Raw genomic sequence first — 13699 nt, 5'->3', positions numbered from 1 at the left:
TCCAGCGAAAACGAGCGCGTCAGATCAGGGCGCCGATCTGGGCTTTTGTATAGGGCTTGCTCAGGACCACCTGCCCCTCGAACGCCGTGGGCAGCGGGTCGAGATCGCTGTAACCGCTGGCGAAGATGAACTTCGTCCCCTTTTCCAGCAGCTGACTGGCGAAAGCCAGGCTGGTATCGTCGCCGATCTTCACATCCAGAATGGCAAAGCTGAACAGCTGAGCTGCCAGTGTTTCCGCCGCTTCCGCAAGATTTGCGAGCGTCTGTACCGGCGAGAACCCGAGCTCTTCCAGCATCATCTGCGTATCGAGAGCGATGATCGGGTTGTCTTCGACAACCAAGGCAGGGCCGCGCGGCACTGGCGCGGTGATGTGGGTTTCCGTTGTCACGAGGGTTCTCATCGTCAGACTGTTGACCATCTGCACGATGACACGAAATCAAATGCCCCGCATTAACATAAGTTATCGGGTCGATTGATTTTCCACTTTGATGTCAGCCTCTTCTGTTGTCGCAAAGAAACGTGAAACCTTTTCTTAACTCGGGAGTTTACTAGGCGGAGGTAGACACCATGTTCACGCATCGCAAACGAATTCCGACCAACGCCCCTACGGCAATCGCCATTGCCGCCCTTCTGGCTTCCAGCCTGATTGTGGCAGAACCCCTTTTCACCAATGAAGCTGGTGCGGAAACCGCTCACAACAGCAACACGCCCGCACCGGTAGAAGTTGAACAGAAGGCCGCTCCCAAAGGCGACCTGAAGGTTGAGCTTGCCGACGTGCATGGCCGCCCGATGCGCTGCGTCTCCGGCACGCGCGTAACCACCTGTACCGGCTGGCCGATTTCCCACGGCATGCTGGCATTCAATACCGAGTAAAGAGTTCATGACGCAAAATCGTTGAAAAGCCGCCTTTTCCAGGCGGCTTTTATTTTGCCTTGATCCGTGGCGAACGACACACGACCCCGCCGGAAGGGCCCCACCCGGCAAGCATACTGGCAATTGACAAATTGTCCGTTTCACCTGATGGAACCTAGAACCGGTACCCACCCTCACCCACGGCATCGAACAATTGCAGCCTGGGTGCCACCTTCCATCCACTCCGGAAAGAAGAAACCCGCGACAACGTTGAACCCGCGGGCATTGGAACGCCGGCACGGGTGGCCTTTGTCATGTCCGCGGGTTCGCAGGATTGCGATTGTCAGTGAGATGCGCCGGCCTCGGGCTCAGCTTCGGAACGCCCGGGCTCTTCAGACTGAGCTGTGTTGTTGATGATCTCCAGCACACTGACCACAACCAGCAGCAACGGCACGGCTATGAATCCGCCGATCGGTCCCCACAGCCAGATCCAGAAGGCAATTGCCAGGAAAACCGCAAAGGGGTTCAGCGTCATCGTCCGGCCGAGAACGGTTGGTGTGACGAACTGCGCTTCGATCAGGTTGAGAACCAGATAGGCCAGCGGCGGCGTCAGGATCTCCACAGCCGTGTATCCCGTCGCAAGTCCGATGCCGCTCATCACCAGGACCATGATCGCCGGCCCCAGATAGACGACGTAGTTCAAGACGCCGGCAAGCATTCCCCACAACAGCGGCGAGGGAACATCGAGCAGCCACATGGTCAGCGCCACGGCCACGCCGAGCCCCGCGTTGATGACGCTGATGGAGATGAGATAGGTGGAAAGGCGCGCTTCGATCGTCCGAAACGCGGTCACAATGCAGCGCCTGCCTTCACTGTCGGGAGACAACTGGAGCGCCGCCCTGCGCAGATGCGGGCGCGTCAGCAAAAAGAAATAGAGACTTGCCAGGAACAGGACTACCTGGGCCATGAAGGCCGGTGCGAAATAGAAAACGCTTTCTACCGCGGAATTGTCGTCGACACTCACCTGCATGCCGCCCTTCTGGCCCATGGCACTGCGAAGGTCTTCCTGCAGGCTCGCGACAGACGAAAAGAACCCCTGCCAACTGACCAGCTGCGCCTGCAGCCGTGACCAGATGAGCGGAAGTCTGTCGAGCCAGTCCGACAGCGGCACGACGAAAGCCGCTCCGGCGGTTAGGATCAGCGCGATGAAGACGAGTACCATCCCCCCTGCGGAGAGCCAGCTCGGCACGCCCAGGCGAGACAATCTTTCCATGGGAAGTCCGAAGATCGTGCCGACAACCACCGACAGGAAAACCGGTGCGAAAAACACTTGGGCAAGATCAAGGGAAGCAATCACCACGATGCCACACAGGATGGCCGCCGAGTAGCGGACAACCGGGTCCGATCTGACAGCCTCGCCCACTGTTACGGGGGGAACAAGTCCTGTTACTGCGGGTCGGTCTGGCTGCGCTGTCATTACTGTTTGCTCCGGTGGCCGGCAAGAAGGCGCGGCAATGGGTTAGCCGCGCTCTTCGTCACCTCGTGCCTGCGCTGCCAGAAAGGCCAGACCGCCCAAAGCGGCGGTGATCATCAGGCCTTTTGATTTTGTGAGCTGTGGCAGAACGGAAATGGCAGCGGCCAGGCCCAGTCGCTGCGCGGCCTGACTATGCGCCTTGCGTCTTCGGTCCTTGTGCTTCAGGAAGCTGAGCACCGCCACGAAGACCAGTCCCGTTACGGCCATGAAGACGGCAATTAGCAAAGCCGCCATCGCAGGGCCGAAAACCGGCGCCAGAAAGGCGCCGGCTGCCACCACGCCGGCCACATAGGCTGTCGCGAAACAGACTGCCGCAATGCCGCCCAACACGGCATTGCGCTTGGCACGGTGAACCATGCCATTGAAGTCTCGCGAAACAGCCCCGAAGGCCAGCGGAAGGGCGCGCAGGAGCATCAGCGGCGCACCAGCGCTGCAATCAGGAAGCCGACACCGGCAGCAATGCCGATCGACTGCAGCGGACGACGGCGCACTTCAGCAACGAAGGCGCGTTCGTAATTCTGCAGCTCAGCAGACAGGTCGCTCAGGGCGTCCTGGGACAATTTGGTCAGATCCTGCCCTGCTTCGGCGGCCTTGGTCTTGTATTCATCCGTCTTGCCGGCGCCGTACTTCTTCAAGGAGCCGGCGAGAGAGGCAATATCGCCGCGAATGCGTTCGATGTTTTCCTCGATCTCACGAGCGCTAACGGTGTCATTGGCAGGATTGGCGGTCGATGCCGTGGCAGTCTTCGCAGTTGCCATCTTGTCGCTCCTGTTTTCAATTGCGTGAAGCCCTGATGACGGGAGACACGCATCGCGTGAATGGGATCAAGCCCGGAATTCGGACACTTGGACACCGCGCTGAACCAAATTGCGCGGTCTGGCTTGTAAACGGCCTTGCGCTCATTTGGTTCCAGACAACACAGCATGAATTGTTGCAGCGGCGTCTTCACGGCTGTCCGTCAGCCGCGCAAAGCCTCGATCAGATCGGATTTGTTCATTGAAGACCTGCCGCTGATGTCGAGCTCCTGTGCCCTTTCATAAAGCGCATCCCTGGTCCAGGCTTCATAAGGTGCGGCCTTGCCACCCTTGCGCGACGGCGCTTGGTGGTCGTTTGCCTGCGCATTGGCAATTCTCGCCGACTTTTCCTTGCTGTAGCCCTTGTCGCGCAGGGCGTCGTAGGTGTCTTCCTTCTTGATGCTGGAGCTGTTTTTGGAAGCCATCGCCGTGTCCTTTCATTTGTTGTTCCGCTGTTTTCAAAAACAACCTCAAATGAAAAACGCCGTCTCGCGCGGGATCGTTCCAATATCTCTTCGATGAAAGGACTGGATAGAGATCCTTTTATCGAAGTGATAAAAATGAACTATGCCGCCCGGAAGCTCAGACTTATAAAAAATACAAATGCTATTCTTGAAATAATTTCAGATCACATTTTCCATACTGTCAAAAATCGAAATATTTTCAAAAACATGGAACTGAGGACGAGCTGAAGACTTTTCCTATCGAACGTCCGGGCCACGCTCTTGTCAGCAGCACACCCGGACACATCGATCGCCAATCGAAAGCACGAAAGGAAGAACTATGTCGACGTCTCAAGTTCTTAACATCGAAACCCCGAAGGTCGACCCGATCAAGACGGGTGTTTCTGCCGAGGTGCGCGAACAACTGGCGAAGCATCTCTCGGTCATTCTGGCCGAAACCTACATGCTCACGGTGAAATCGCACCTTTACCACTGGAACGTCGTTGGACCGCTGTTCAAGTCGATCCATGACCTCACCGAAGAGCACTATGAAAATCTCTTTGCCGCGACAGACGACCTTGCCGAGCGCATTCGTGCCCTTGGACATAGGGCACCGGTCAATGTCGACGAAGGCAAATTGAACCTCACCGTCAGCCTGCCGGCCGGCGGCATGCCGAATGCCTTCGAAATGATCGAGGATCTGGTTCGCAGTCATGAAATGATCGCTGCCGAAATGCGCGACATGGCAGCTTACGCCGGCGACAATAGCGACCCGGTGACGGAGGATCTTCTGACCCAGCGCATCACGTTCCACGACAAGGCAGCCTGGATGCTGAGGGCCGTCATTACCGAATGACCGTTCCTCACCCGCATCCCGGGTAACTTGCAAGACGACAAAGGTCCGTCTGCCGCAAGACGGCAGGCGGCCTTTGGCGTATGCACCAACTCAGTTTCAACCGTGTGATACCATGATCAGCGTATCGAAACGATTTGCCGGGTTCCGGACGCCTGCAAGCGTCCTGGAAGACCGGCACCTGTCGAATGAGCAAAAGCGGACAGCCTTGCTGGCCTGGCGGGCCAGCCTGCGCAAGGCACCTCGGGCAATCTCTCGGGACGGCCGGTCTCCAGCCGAACTGATCGAAGAAATCGACGAGGCCCTGAAGGCGCTTCGCCGCGAAAAGACTTCGCTCGGCAAAGGGTCATAAAGCTTCGCTCGTCGCAGGACGTAACGCACCTCTGTCGGCCCTGCCTGCAGTTTACGGCACGGGCGCTCTAAGAACTTGTCTTCCTGACCGGAAACTCGATGACGCAACTCACGCCTTCCGGAGCGAAGTCGATGGTAACGTCGCCGTCGAGCGCCGGCCCCACCAAACGCTCCAGCAGCATTCGCCCGAAACCGTTGCGCCTTGGCGGCACAACTTCCGGACCGCCACTTTCCTTCCAGACCAGCCTGATCCTTCCGTCTACGGTCGTCCACGATACCGACAATTTCCCCCCGAGCACTGACAAGGCGCCATATTTGGCGGCATTGGTCGTCAGCTCATGCAGGGCAAGACCAAGGTTCTGGGCCGCATCCGCCGTAATCGAATGCGGATCGCCCTCAATCTCGATCTGGGGGCTCCCCGGGTCGATCGATTGCGCCAGATGCGCCAGCACAAGTTCTTTCAGGTCAGCGCCATACCAGGACTGCGACACCAGCAGATCATGACTGGCCGCCATTGCCTGGAGCCGTGCCGCAAAACTCTCGACAAAATCCTCGGTGTTGTCCGAACGCGCGGCTGTCTGGCGTGCCATGGCCTGAATGACTGCAAGCAGGTTCTTGGAGCGATGCGTCAGTTCCCGCATGACGAGATGCATCTGGCGTTCGTTTTCCCGCTTGTGGGTCAGGTCGATGGAGATGCCGATCAGGCCGGTGATCCGGCCTTCCTTGTCGCGCGAAGGCTCCATGCGCATGTTGTAGCTGCGATTGACCCCGTTCATGTCCATGTCGAATTCGATGACGGCGCTTTCGCCTGTCTCGAGGACCTTCTTCTTAACCGGAATGAGTTTCAGCTGATCTTCTTCCGGAAACAGCTCATCATCGCTTTTGCCGATGAAGAAATCCGGTTTGAAACCGGGCGACGGATTGACGACATGAATATATTTCAGGTCCAGATCCTGTTCGAACACGGTTGTAAGCGAGCCGTCGAGCGCCTTTTCGAAACGCCGGTTTGCCTCCGCGAGCTGACTTGCCAGCGAGGCAAGACGGATCTCATAGAGATTCTTCTCGGTCATATCGATGGCCGTGCACAGCACACCGTCTATGTTGCCGCTGCTGTCGCGTGTCGGATGAACGATCAAGTCCAGCGAAATCGTCCCCGTCTCCTCACTGTCGAGCGCAAAGTAAGTAGATGCCGTCTCGCCGGTTTCCAGCACCTGGCGCTTGACCGGTTCCAGTTCCGCCGCGGTCTCTTCCGGCAGCAGATCCTGATCGGTACACCCGATGACGTCATCGGCTTCCTTGCCGAACCGCGGATTGTGGATCCACGTGTAGCGCAGATCCTTGTCCTGGGTGAAAACTGAGATGTTGGATCCGGTCAACGCAGTCTCGAACCGCTCGTTGATCCGTCTTATCTCCCGCCGCGATCTGCCGACCTTGTCGGAAAGCTGGAGATTTTCAGCCTTCAGCATATCGTTGGCCCGCTCCAGATCCTTGAGCGAGGGAATGGCCAGCAGCATCGGCTGCACCCGCCAGACAACCACTGCTGTTGCCACCGAGACAAGGGCTGTTACCAGCTTGATCAGACCTTGTGCGCCGTAGATCGGCCACCAGAGCGTTACCAGGGCTGTCAGATGGGTCAGCGCACACGCCAGAATGAAGGCAATGAACAGGTAACCGATCTTGCGGGAATTGCCTTGAATGTCCGGACGCTTGCGCAGAAACCCGAAGATCATCAGGGGAATGGCAATATAGGCCAGCGCAATCAGGGCATCGGAGATCGCATGAATGGCCACGAGATCCGGACGCCAGAGCAGGCAGTATCCATGCGGCATGAAGGCGGCCGCACCAAACAGATAGGACACGATTTCAGACATTTCGAATTTGCTCCGTCATCCGGGCATATAAACTTTCACGGCCGTCCCGCGTCGGAAAAGCCGCTCCCGCGCCGGTGCGCCAGCAAACATTCGAAGCTGGCAGCAACCGCAATTCATTCGGAACCTTTGACCTCAGGAACCGTTTTCCAGATGTCAGAAAGACAAGGAGAAAACGACCGATGAATTGGGACCGGATTGAAGGAAACTGGAAAGAATTCAAAGGCAAGGCCATCACCCAATGGGGCAGGCTGACCGACGATGATGTGGATCGTGTTGCCGGCAAACGGACCGAACTCGCAGGTCTGATCCAGCAGAAATACGGCAAGACCCGTGAAGAAGCCGAGCGGGAAATCGATACTTGGATCTCGCGGCACTGATGGAAGAAGGCGGGCAGTGCCCGCCTCTTCCTCCCGCTACGGGATCTGTCGTTATCGCGCACTGAAGGGCAGACGCCGAAAACGGCATCTTGCTTCGCTCTCGACGAACGAAAGCAGTGGAACACGCCCCCCGTGCTCATCGCGCAGCGCTGCCCTCAGGCAGCTGCCACCTCTTCCGCCCCTTTGAAGAACAGCGCCTGGCTGATCCCCGCCTTCACCGTATTCGGATTGAACGGCTTGGTGATAAGGAACGTCGGCTCCGGCCGTTCGCCTGTCAGAAGACGCTCGGGGAACGATGTGATGAAGATGACCGGAACGGACATTTCGGCAAGGATATCCTTGACCGCATCGATGCCGGACGATCCGTCGGCAAGCTGGATATCGGCAAGCACAAGACCCGGGGCCTGCGCCTTGGCCGCTGCGATGGCATCGCTCGCTGTCCGGGCAACGCTGGTAACGCCATGGCCGAGCGACTCCACGATCTGGATGAGATCCATGGAAATAAGCGGCTCGTCCTCGATGATCAGCACATCCGTCTTGGTCTGCCTGTCAATTTCCGCGATCGCATCCTGGACGAGCTGGGTCACTTCATTTTCGCTACGCTCGATGATGAGGGCGGTTTCGGGAAGCGAAAACCCTTCCAGTGTGGACAGCAACAGGGTCTGCCGGCTTTCGGCCGCCATGGTTGCCAGCCGCTGCTGAGCGGTCTGCTCGAAGATGGAAACCGTCCCGTCATTCGCGATGGGCGGAACGACGCTCGCGTTCCAAAGGACATGGAAAAGCCGGTACAGACCGATTTTCACGCCATGAGATGTATCGATAATGGTCTGATCTGCCACCAGCGCCTGCAGGCAGGCCCTGACATAGGCATCGCCACTTTTCTGACTTCCCGCCAGTGCTCTTGCATATCTACGCAGATACGGCAGGAGCGGCGCGATTTCTTCCGAAAGGCTCACGGACATAAATTAGTTCCTCAATAGTTGCCGCCTGAAAGCGGTCGACGGGCCCGCGTCAAGCGCACCCATAAGCTGGAAATGCATTCGGCAAAAAAAAGTTCCATACTCGAGGAACTTTTTTTTTGCCGCCGCGTTTACGTCGCAAATCAGCCTATCGTCGAAGACGCAAATATCGGGAATCTGCCATGGCAAGCAAGCTTAACCCAAGTCGGCCCAACGCCGGATTTGGTGTAATAACACCGGCCGCCGGAGCCAAGTCCAAAGAAGACTGGATCGGCAACCAGCTCAAGAAGGTTTACGACGAGGCCCTATCGGAAGACATACCGGATGACATGATGGACCTGCTGTCCGCCTTGGACGACAGAGGCTCTGACGAGGAGGCCGCCGAATGAACGTCGCAAAGTTCAAGCAGGATCTGGTCGACGCCATACCGCGATTGCGCGCCTTTGCCAGATCGATCAGTGGTGACCGCGACCGTGCGGACGATCTGGTCCAGGAAACACTGGCAAAGGCGATCGCCAACAAAGACAAGTTCACCGAAGGTACCAACCTCACCGCCTGGCTGATTACCATTCTCCGTAACCAGTATTATTCCGTTGGCCGGAAGATGCAGCGCGAGGTCGCCGACCCTGACGGTGAACACGCCGCCAGCCTGGAAAGCAAACCGCAACAGGCAGGCCATCTGGAACTGAAGGATTTCCTGAGCGCCCTTCAGGTTCTTCCGGACGACCAGCGTGAAGCCCTTATCCTGATCGGTGCCAGCGGCTTTTCCTATGAAGAAGCAGCCGACATCCTCGGCGTGAAGGTCGGCACGGTCAAAAGCCGCGTCTCCCGTGCACGCCTTCGTCTGGATGACCTCATGAACGGGACCGAGAAATTTGAACGGTCCGAAATCGCCGCCGCCGAATCCGCCTCCCTGATCAGGGACGCTCTGTCCGTCTGATCATTCTCTTCTACACCGGAACCTTTCCGCTTCTGCGTCCGTTACAGGCCGGCGCACTGCATCCGGTGTGATCAGGCAAGCCGGTTGGCGCACGACAGCTAACAATGACCGGCAGGGTTCCATCGACGATGGAACCCTGCCGGTTTGAGGGGGAACGGGAATGGATCTGGCCTATCGGGAAAACGCCCGCGAACAAGCCCTCGTCCGTCTGGCCAAGGGCTTTCTGTTCATCCCCGTCTGCATCACACTTCTGGGGGCTGTCCTCGCATTCGCAGCCTTCCTGATCGATGACCTGCAACTCCTGACCGGTGTCTTCGACTTTTTCGGCTACAGCTCCATCAGCATCGATGGTGCCCGCTCGGTCCTGTCGACCATTGCCGGCGCGATGATGTCGGTCATCAGCCTTGTCTATTCCCTGACGCTGGTCGTATTCACACTCGCTGCGGGCAATATTTCGGCCCGCCTGCTGGAAACCTTCGCCAGCAACAGAACCACCCAGATTACCATCGGCCTTCTGGGCGCGACCTTCCTTTATTCCATGCTTGTCCTTTTCGGTGTCGACGACACCAAGGATCTCCGGTTTTCCGTCATCCTCTCGATAATCCTAGCCTCCAGCAGCTTTTTCTGGCTTGTCTATTTCGTCAACGACGTTGCCGGCCGTATCCGGGTCGACGCCGAAATCGGCCGCATTCATGCAGCGTTGCGATCCTCGATCGACGAGCTTCTGGCGCACGAACCGCGTGAAAAGCCGAATGACCGCGAGGAGATACCCGACCTGCCGGTCTGCACCTTCAAAGCCGCGCGCAGCGGCTACATCACCTTCATCGACAGCGAACGGCTGATAAACATCGCGAAGTCTCTCGACGGTTTCATCGAAGTGTCCGTCATTCCCGGAACCTACGTCATCGAAGGCATGCCGATCGCAAAGGTGCGCACGGAGGCCGAAGACCCTGATCTGAAGCCCTTGAACGGTACCTTCAAGATCGAAAAGGCCCGGGCTCCCGAAGGGGATATCCAGTTTTCGGTGCACCTGATGGTGGAGATCGCGCTGCGAGCGCTCTCCCCCGGCGTCAACGACAGCTACACCGCGATAAGCGCGATCGATCACCTGTCGGCCTCCGCCGCGCGGATCCTGCAGCGCGGCGCTCCCAGCTCGCTCATTACGGATGACGACGAGACCCCTCGCCTGTGGTTGACGATCCTGGAAGTGCACGATCTCCTGGACACGGCGATCAGTCCGCTCAGGCAGGCTTCAAGAGGCAACATCCTAGTGCTCGACCACCTCATTTGCGCTTTGGAAAAGGCGTCCCTGGTCTGCCGCAAGGAGCACCTGCACCTTGTCTCGAGGCAGCTGTTCAATATAGCCCAGGATGCCGTTTTTTCGATCGAGAGCAGACCGGACAGACACCAAATCGCCCGCCGGCTCTGGACTGCCCGCAATACGCTGCGCATTCAGGCCGAAGCCCGCTAGCCACCGGATACCGGCAAGGCGACTGAATCACCTATGTCATTGAACGAGGAAAGCGTTGTCTTGTCAGGCGTTTGACGTCGCCTGAATGCCTGTTGGGGAAGGCACAAAAAAGGGCGCCGAAGCGCCCGTTTTGTTCTCGTGTCAGACCCTGCGGCCTCTGATGGCATGTGCGACTGCCGAAATCAGGAACAGCGCAATGGCGACAAAGAAGATCAGTTTGGCAATAGAAACCGCAGTACCGGCAATACCGCCAAAACCAAGTACGGCTGCAACAATAGCAACCACCAAGAACAACAATGCCCAGGAAAGCATAGCAACCTCCGATATTTGAGATACGGAGATGAAACGCCTCGTTTTCGAAATCGTTCCAAATATTTTTGAAAATTATCTCGGAAACTTCAAGACCACCGCAGGGAACCTTCTTCGCGCCCGGCCGTTTCCGTCACAGTCACCAGCATCGGAGATCTGTCATGGAATATGGAATTGTCGGCCTGTTGATCCTCATCCTGGACGTCTACGCGATCATTCAGGTCCTCGGAAGCGGCTCCTCCACCGGGGCAAAGTTGCTTTGGGTTCTCGGGATCCTGATTTTCCCGGTCGTCGGCTTCATTGTCTGGCTGCTGGCCGGTCCGAAAAGCGCAGGCAAACTCGCCTGATTTTTCGCGTCACGGCTCAACGCCCCCCAGGCGCAGCCGTGACGCCTTCTCCCGGAACTTCCCGAAAGTTCAACCATTTACCTACTGCACTTTCAACTTTTCAGAACACGAAAGGGAGATGCTGAAATGCTTCGCCATCTACTCGCCACCACCGCAATCGTAGCTGCCATTTCAACGGCGGCTGTTGCCGGTGAGACCTCTGCGATGAAAGACGGCGGTCAGGCCGGTGCAAGTGATGACACCGGCGTATACGAATTCGAACTCCACACCCTTGCACCGGATACGACCACCGGCATTCTCGCCACCAACATGGTCGGCAAGCCTGTGGTGACCAGCAGAAATGCCGAAGGGGAAGAAATCGGCGACATCAACGACGTGGTCTTCGGCCGCGATGGCTCCGTGCATGCGGTGATTGTCGGTGTCGGCGGTTTCCTCGGCATCGGCGAAAAGGAAGTCGCCCTCGATTTCGCCCGCCTCAACTTCGTGGCCGGTGTGGACAAGCGACTCATCGTCGTCAGTGACGTCTCGCGCCAGGAACTGGAAGCGGCAACCGCCTATGAGCGCCCGGATTACATCCCGTACTGGATGACGACGGAAGGTGCGCGCGAGCAAATGGACAAGGTCACCGAAAACGCCAGGTCCACCTATGAAACAGTTAGGAAAGAGGCCATCGACCCGGCCAGGCAGCAGCTGGATGAAGCCATGTCCACCGGCTGGACTGAAGAAAAGACCGAGGTCGATGCAGCCAGCGTATCCACGGACGAGCTGATCGATTCAACGGTCTACACCAACCAGGACACAAACATCGGTGAAGTCGCCGAGGTCCTGATCGGCAAGGACGGCAAGGCCCAGGCAGTTGTCATCGATGTCGGCGGTTTCCTTGGCTTCAACGCAAAGCCGGTTGCCGTTGCCTTCAACAGCCTGAAGATGTTCGAAACGGAAAACGGCGACCTTCTGGTCACCGCCCCTTTCACCAAGGAACAGCTTGAAAATGCGCAGACCTATGAGCCTGCCACCTACAAGGCCAATCCGGATGCGGTTCTGCTGAAAGGCTGAACGGCTGTCTGAAAGACACCAAGGAAACGGGTCGCTTCGGCGGCCCGTTTTTTTTTGCGTGACCAGAGGTCGTGGCTCTACCAGCGAGGAGGAGCTGGCTTAAAGGCAGAAGGACAAAGGAAAACTGGCTCACATCGGGGCTTCTTTCGTGCCGTGGACGGACGGATCACACACCTGTCCTGATCCGCGCTCCCCCCGGTTGTCCGTCACGAGGAGGCCTCCCGGTTTCGGGGCGAACTCATGGACAAGGTCGTCACGAGAAGCCCTCAGGCAAGCCAGTAAACGACGGTGGCGACCGCTGCCAAGGCCACCATCAACCCCACCAGCGTCACGACGCCATCGCGCACCAGCAACCCGAGGCTCAGGAGAAGTATTGCCGAGCCGGGCAAGGCGACAGCAAAGGGCAGCAGGGTGGCGGGATAGACAAGAAGAGACAGAAAGATGCAAAACGCCGCGACGATCCGGCTCGCGGTTTCGCCGGCGAACATGGCCAGGCGTTGCCCGAGGTAACGGTCGGCGCGTTCGGCATAGGGGGTGAGCTTGTCGATGATCGACTTCACCTTCTGCTTGGGGAAACCGCGATTGCGCACGAAAGACGGTAACCAGATCGAGGTTCTGCCAAGCACAAGCTGTCCCGCCACCAGAAGCGTCAATGTTGTGAGAACAATCGGCACACCTGGTATGGCCCCGATGGGAGATATCATCACAAGGGCCGGCAGAAACAGAAGAGGTCCCGCCGCACGGCTGCCAGAAGCATTCAACAGCGAGCCGACATCGGCGCGGCCTTCCTTTTCAATTTCGTCTTCCCAGTTTGTAAGAACTTCCTTGATTGTCTCCGACTGAACTGTCGCCATCCAGGTATCCCTCCAGTTCGAATTATCGTCGGACGTCCGCACTCTTTTCAGCCCAATCTGCGTCCGGAATGCAAAAAGGGCCGGCAAAGCCGACCCTTCTTGACGTTATGTCACTGTGTTCACTTGATCGCTTCCAGTGACATCCGACTGACACCAACCGTGATGTTCGTGCCCGTCTGGCTTTCCACACTGAGCGGGTTCAGCGCAATCGACTTGTCGAAGCCGCCAATAAGGGCATTGGCCTTGATACCCGCACCAAGGCTCGCACCTGCGGTCACGCCGGCATATTCACCTTCAAGAGCGCCCACCTCCAGGTCGGCAGTCGGTGCAACGACGCCCCATATCAGCGTGGCCGAGTCGGTCGTCCCGATATCAAGCCCGTACTCGCTTACGGTCGCCGTGTAGTAGCTGGCAGGGCCGTCACCGACCCGGTCGAAGGTGCAGTTCATGACGGCCTTGGAACCGACGATGAAATTGGTTTCCTGCTCGACAACGCATGTCAGTTTGCCAACTTCAACGCCAGCAGGCTTGTCCTGGGCCATCACAGGGGTCGCAAGAAGCGTGGCTCCCGTCAGGGTCAGGGCGAGTTTGGTAAACCGTGTCATCAATGTCTCCTTCGTGTATGTGGCCTCCGGATTGCTCCGGTCCGCCTTCATCACGGTGGAAACGTCTGCCCGGTCTGTCAGTT

Annotated in this window: 19 protein-coding genes; 9 read left to right on the top strand and 10 right to left on the bottom strand. The window is 57.8% G+C overall.

The window, feature by feature from the left end; all coding sequences use genetic code 11:
* Positions 1-19 precede the first annotated feature (19 nt).
* Positions 20-388 carry a response regulator gene (locus B0E33_RS17980; RefSeq protein ID WP_208993476.1) on the bottom strand — a complete coding sequence of 123 codons (369 nt, stop codon included), beginning with the start codon at positions 386-388 and terminating at the stop codon, positions 20-22.
* Positions 389-567: 179 nt separating this feature from the next.
* Here B0E33_RS17980 and B0E33_RS17975 point away from each other — a divergent pair, with 179 nt between their 5' ends.
* A complete protein-coding gene (locus B0E33_RS17975; protein ID WP_077291943.1) occupies positions 568-873 on the top strand; it encodes a hypothetical protein in 306 nt (101 codons plus the stop codon).
* A gap of 322 nt (positions 874-1195) precedes the next feature.
* On the opposite strand, the gene B0E33_RS17970 is transcribed toward B0E33_RS17975, so the two are convergent.
* From B0E33_RS17970 to B0E33_RS17955, 4 genes are all read right to left on the bottom strand, one after another.
* Complete coding sequence (locus B0E33_RS17970) at positions 1196-2329, bottom strand: AI-2E family transporter (protein ID WP_055656125.1); 1134 nt, start codon at positions 2327-2329, stop codon at positions 1196-1198.
* 42 nt (positions 2330-2371) lie between these two features.
* On the bottom strand, positions 2372-2800 hold the full coding sequence (locus tag B0E33_RS17965) for a hypothetical protein (RefSeq protein ID WP_023003219.1): 429 nt from the start codon (positions 2798-2800) through the stop codon (positions 2372-2374).
* Positions 2800-3144, bottom strand: a complete 345-nt coding sequence (locus B0E33_RS17960; RefSeq protein ID WP_023003218.1) for an ElaB/YgaM/YqjD family protein — start codon at positions 3142-3144, stop codon at positions 2800-2802. The genes B0E33_RS17965 and B0E33_RS17960 overlap by 1 nt, the downstream gene beginning before the upstream one ends.
* A 200-nt stretch (positions 3145-3344) precedes the next feature.
* Positions 3345-3605, bottom strand: a complete 261-nt coding sequence (locus tag B0E33_RS17955) for a DUF7218 family protein (RefSeq protein ID WP_077291942.1) — start codon at positions 3603-3605, stop codon at positions 3345-3347.
* Positions 3606-3963: 358 nt separating this feature from the next.
* On the opposite strand from B0E33_RS17955, the gene B0E33_RS17950 reads away from it, so the two are divergent.
* Both B0E33_RS17950 and B0E33_RS17945 read left to right on the top strand, forming a co-directional pair.
* Entirely contained in the window at positions 3964-4479 is a 516-nt protein-coding gene (locus tag B0E33_RS17950; protein WP_055656126.1) for a Dps family protein, read from the top strand.
* 112 nt (positions 4480-4591) lie between these two features.
* Entirely contained in the window at positions 4592-4828 is a 237-nt protein-coding gene (locus B0E33_RS17945) for a hypothetical protein (protein WP_023003214.1), read from the top strand.
* 67 nt (positions 4829-4895) lie between these two features.
* On the opposite strand, the gene B0E33_RS17940 is transcribed toward B0E33_RS17945, so the two are convergent.
* The gene (locus tag B0E33_RS17940; protein ID WP_077291941.1) at positions 4896-6698 is read right to left on the bottom strand and encodes a sensor histidine kinase; all 1803 of its coding nucleotides are present in this window, start codon (positions 6696-6698) and stop codon (positions 4896-4898) included.
* Positions 6699-6877: 179 nt separating this feature from the next.
* Between B0E33_RS17940 and B0E33_RS17935 the strand changes: the two genes are divergently transcribed.
* Positions 6878-7075 (top strand): CsbD family protein, encoded by a 198-nt coding sequence (locus tag B0E33_RS17935; protein ID WP_023003212.1) that lies wholly within the window; start codon positions 6878-6880, stop codon positions 7073-7075.
* Positions 7076-7230: 155 nt separating this feature from the next.
* Here the strand turns inward: B0E33_RS17935 and B0E33_RS17930 are convergent, their stop codons facing one another.
* Positions 7231-8031, bottom strand: a complete 801-nt coding sequence (locus B0E33_RS17930) for a response regulator (protein WP_035908044.1) — start codon at positions 8029-8031, stop codon at positions 7231-7233.
* A gap of 185 nt (positions 8032-8216) precedes the next feature.
* Between B0E33_RS17930 and B0E33_RS17925 the strand changes: the two genes are divergently transcribed.
* From B0E33_RS17925 to B0E33_RS17915, 3 genes are all read left to right on the top strand, one after another.
* Entirely contained in the window at positions 8217-8423 is a 207-nt protein-coding gene (locus B0E33_RS17925; protein WP_023003210.1) for a NepR family anti-sigma factor, read from the top strand.
* Positions 8420-8974, top strand: a complete 555-nt coding sequence (locus B0E33_RS17920) for a sigma-70 family RNA polymerase sigma factor (protein WP_023003209.1) — start codon at positions 8420-8422, stop codon at positions 8972-8974. The genes B0E33_RS17925 and B0E33_RS17920 overlap by 4 nt, the downstream gene beginning before the upstream one ends.
* Positions 8975-9134: 160 nt before the next feature.
* Positions 9135-10445: a DUF2254 domain-containing protein gene (locus tag B0E33_RS17915; RefSeq protein ID WP_075281882.1), complete on the top strand. Its 1311-nt coding sequence runs from the start codon at positions 9135-9137 to the stop codon at positions 10443-10445.
* 141 nt (positions 10446-10586) lie between these two features.
* Here B0E33_RS17915 and B0E33_RS17910 read toward each other — a convergent pair whose 3' ends face one another.
* A complete protein-coding gene (locus B0E33_RS17910) occupies positions 10587-10757 on the bottom strand; it encodes a DUF1328 domain-containing protein (RefSeq protein ID WP_023003207.1) in 171 nt (56 codons plus the stop codon).
* Between the two features lie 158 nt (positions 10758-10915).
* Here B0E33_RS17910 and B0E33_RS17905 point away from each other — a divergent pair, with 158 nt between their 5' ends.
* Both B0E33_RS17905 and B0E33_RS17900 read left to right on the top strand, forming a co-directional pair.
* Entirely contained in the window at positions 10916-11101 is a 186-nt protein-coding gene (locus tag B0E33_RS17905) for a PLD nuclease N-terminal domain-containing protein (RefSeq protein ID WP_023003206.1), read from the top strand.
* Between the two features lie 126 nt (positions 11102-11227).
* Positions 11228-12157, top strand: a complete 930-nt coding sequence (locus tag B0E33_RS17900; RefSeq protein ID WP_077291940.1) for a PRC-barrel domain-containing protein — start codon at positions 11228-11230, stop codon at positions 12155-12157.
* Positions 12158-12423: 266 nt separating this feature from the next.
* Here B0E33_RS17900 and B0E33_RS17895 read toward each other — a convergent pair whose 3' ends face one another.
* Positions 12424-13011 carry an exopolysaccharide biosynthesis protein gene (locus tag B0E33_RS17895; protein WP_156912427.1) on the bottom strand — a complete coding sequence of 196 codons (588 nt, stop codon included), beginning with the start codon at positions 13009-13011 and terminating at the stop codon, positions 12424-12426.
* A 119-nt stretch (positions 13012-13130) separates the two neighbouring features.
* Positions 13131-13616 (bottom strand): DUF992 domain-containing protein, encoded by a 486-nt coding sequence (locus B0E33_RS17890; RefSeq protein ID WP_031270375.1) that lies wholly within the window; start codon positions 13614-13616, stop codon positions 13131-13133.
* Between the last annotated feature and the right edge of the window lie 83 nt (positions 13617-13699).

This window comes from Roseibium algicola (assembly GCF_001999245.1).
GTDB classification, from domain to species: domain Bacteria; phylum Pseudomonadota; class Alphaproteobacteria; order Rhizobiales; family Stappiaceae; genus Roseibium; species Roseibium algicola.
The sequence above is the reverse complement of the archived record's forward strand: the minus strand, read 5'-3'. Positions and strand labels throughout refer to the sequence as shown.

Coding starts and splice junctions, on each gene's coding strand:
- B0E33_RS17895 (WP_156912427.1), bottom strand. CDS start 13,011: ATGGCGACAGTTCAGTCGGAGACAATCAAGGAAGTTCTTACAAACTGG.
- B0E33_RS17915 (WP_075281882.1), top strand. CDS start 9,135: ATGGATCTGGCCTATCGGGAAAACGCCCGCGAACAAGCCCTCGTCCGT.
- B0E33_RS17920 (WP_023003209.1), top strand. CDS start 8,420: ATGAACGTCGCAAAGTTCAAGCAGGATCTGGTCGACGCCATACCGCGA.
- B0E33_RS17900 (WP_077291940.1), top strand. CDS start 11,228: ATGCTTCGCCATCTACTCGCCACCACCGCAATCGTAGCTGCCATTTCA.
- B0E33_RS17970 (WP_055656125.1), bottom strand. CDS start 2,329: ATGACAGCGCAGCCAGACCGACCCGCAGTAACAGGACTTGTTCCCCCC.
- B0E33_RS17945 (WP_023003214.1), top strand. CDS start 4,592: ATGATCAGCGTATCGAAACGATTTGCCGGGTTCCGGACGCCTGCAAGC.
- B0E33_RS17950 (WP_055656126.1), top strand. CDS start 3,964: ATGTCGACGTCTCAAGTTCTTAACATCGAAACCCCGAAGGTCGACCCG.
- B0E33_RS17890 (WP_031270375.1), bottom strand. CDS start 13,616: ATGACACGGTTTACCAAACTCGCCCTGACCCTGACGGGAGCCACGCTT.
- B0E33_RS17940 (WP_077291941.1), bottom strand. CDS start 6,698: ATGTCTGAAATCGTGTCCTATCTGTTTGGTGCGGCCGCCTTCATGCCG.
- B0E33_RS17910 (WP_023003207.1), bottom strand. CDS start 10,757: ATGCTTTCCTGGGCATTGTTGTTCTTGGTGGTTGCTATTGTTGCAGCC.
- B0E33_RS17925 (WP_023003210.1), top strand. CDS start 8,217: ATGGCAAGCAAGCTTAACCCAAGTCGGCCCAACGCCGGATTTGGTGTA.
- B0E33_RS17975 (WP_077291943.1), top strand. CDS start 568: ATGTTCACGCATCGCAAACGAATTCCGACCAACGCCCCTACGGCAATC.
- B0E33_RS17905 (WP_023003206.1), top strand. CDS start 10,916: ATGGAATATGGAATTGTCGGCCTGTTGATCCTCATCCTGGACGTCTAC.
- B0E33_RS17955 (WP_077291942.1), bottom strand. CDS start 3,605: ATGGCTTCCAAAAACAGCTCCAGCATCAAGAAGGAAGACACCTACGAC.
- B0E33_RS17960 (WP_023003218.1), bottom strand. CDS start 3,144: ATGGCAACTGCGAAGACTGCCACGGCATCGACCGCCAATCCTGCCAAT.
- B0E33_RS17965 (WP_023003219.1), bottom strand. CDS start 2,800: ATGCTCCTGCGCGCCCTTCCGCTGGCCTTCGGGGCTGTTTCGCGAGAC.
- B0E33_RS17935 (WP_023003212.1), top strand. CDS start 6,878: ATGAATTGGGACCGGATTGAAGGAAACTGGAAAGAATTCAAAGGCAAG.